The sequence below is a fragment of the Endozoicomonas sp. genome (assembly GCF_051008435.1).
Taxonomy (GTDB): Bacteria; Pseudomonadota; Gammaproteobacteria; order Pseudomonadales; family Endozoicomonadaceae; genus Endozoicomonas_A.
Map to the genome: position 1 here is coordinate 1 of NZ_JBPCXO010000142.1, position 1786 is coordinate 1786.

At 46.9% G+C, this 1786-nt stretch carries 1 protein-coding gene and 1 pseudogene; both read left to right on the forward strand.

The genetic code is table 11. From position 1 onward, the window contains the following. A pseudogene (locus ACR2PX_RS06775) lies at positions 1 to 121 on the forward strand (IS701 family transposase); the annotation flags it as partial. A gap of 157 nt (positions 122 to 278) precedes the next feature. Next, on the forward strand, positions 279 to 1511 hold the full coding sequence (locus ACR2PX_RS06780; protein WP_433998604.1) for a dicarboxylate/amino acid:cation symporter: 1233 nt from the start codon (positions 279 to 281) through the stop codon (positions 1509 to 1511). Positions 1512 to 1786: the final 275 nt, after the last annotated feature.

The following is a 1786-nucleotide window of genomic DNA, read 5'->3' on the forward strand; positions in this document are numbered from 1 at the left end:
TACGAATATTTATCAGCACCAACGGGGGCTATTTAAAGAGACGGTTGGTAAATTCATTGAGAGTTTTGCAAAGAGTAAAGACCACCTGCTACCAAAATTAGCAGGTGCCATCAATGCGTAAGTCCTATTTGATAACAGTGTGAGGGGTAATCCGCATTACCTTCAGAACACCCGATTAAGCACTTGACTTGATTGGTATTTATGCGTCTATCTTTTCAAACGACGTAAAGATAATATCCCCGCCCTAAATTAGAACAGAGCTATCCAGAATCAGAATAATGCAGTCTCAACCCGTCAGCCTTTCCCGCTTGAATGTACAGTGGCCAAATTATTTCATGGCACTGCTGCTTGGCGTTGTGACCGGACTATTGATACCCGAGCTTTCCGATTTTCTGGCGCCTCTGGGTGACATCTTCATCAAGATCATCAAAATGCTTGTCATACCCATGATCTTCTTTTCCATTGCCAACGGTATACTGCAACTCAGAAAAATAGGCTCCATGAAGCGAATTGCCCTGAAGACCCTGATCATATTTCTGGGTAGCATGGCCATCACTTCCATTATTACCCTGTTGCTCAGCCAGTTGTTCAATAACAGCTGGAGTTACTACTCCGTTCTGCCCAGCCACTATCAATCTACAGCCAGATTACCGGAACTGTCTTATTTCACGGGCAAAATAATCCCGGAGAATCCCATTGCTGCAATGATGCACGGCGAAGTTCTGGCCACTGTCTTTTTTGCCAGCCTGCTCGCTGTAGGCATCCGTGCCAGCGGGGACAAGGGGCAGCCAATGGTTAATTTTCTTGAAACCTCGGCCACCATCGTCAACCAGATGATCAGATTGATCATGAAACTGGCCCCAGTGGGCATTTTTGCTTTGACTGCGGATAACTTTGCCAACACCAATCTGACGTTGATCAGCGAGTTGACTACGCTGGTTGGCATTACCTGGTTAATGACAGCCCTTATCATGGTTGCGGGCGTCAGCCTTGTCCTGAAGTGCATGAAACTGTCTCCCGTTACCTTCTTTCGAAAAATGGTAGCGCCGCAAATCATGGCACTCACAACCGGGTCCAGTACTGCCACTCTGCCTGTCAACATGACGGTTACCGAGAATCACCTTGGTGTCAGCAAACCGATCAGTCGGTTTGTATTGTCGCTGGGGTCCGTGATCAATATGAACGGACTGGCTATGAACCTGACAATAATCGCTGTGTTTTCTGCTCAGGTCTTCAACCTTCATCTGTCGTTTGCTGACTACCTTCTCATCGTTGTCATCAGTACCGTGTCGGCCATTGGAGCAGCTGGCGTTCCCGGTGCCTTCCTGCTCTCTTTAACTCTGCTGCTTGAAAGCCTGGGCATCCCCCTGATGACTCTGGCCATCATAGCGGCGGTGCAGCAACTGTTTGAAATGAGTGGCACAGCGCTGAATGTTACTGGAGACAGCCTGACCGCTGTGATGGTGGCGAAATGGGAAGATGATCTGGATGAGGAAGCTTACAATAGATAGTCACCAGGACAGGTGATGGCGAGCTTTAACCTCACAGAAACAACAAGCAATATCAAAAACGTCATTAATCATTACTACCTGACTCGGATCTTTGTTAGTACGCCTAACAAAGCCTTAAGTCCCGCTTAACTTTGAGGTAATGAGCGAGCAGGCTGTACTTTTGGTAAGAGAGTACAGTTTTCATACACTTTGCAGTCTAATCTACAGCATCAGCTTGTGTTCATAATTGTTCCGCTTCTTTTTACTCAATTCTGCGTTTGATCTGCGTTTTCAGT

Bases quoted from the DNA above. Each gene is read 5' to 3' on its own strand.
- ACR2PX_RS06780 (WP_433998604.1), top strand. From the start codon at position 279: ATGCAGTCTCAACCCGTCAGCCTTTCCCGCTTGAATGTACAGTGGCCA.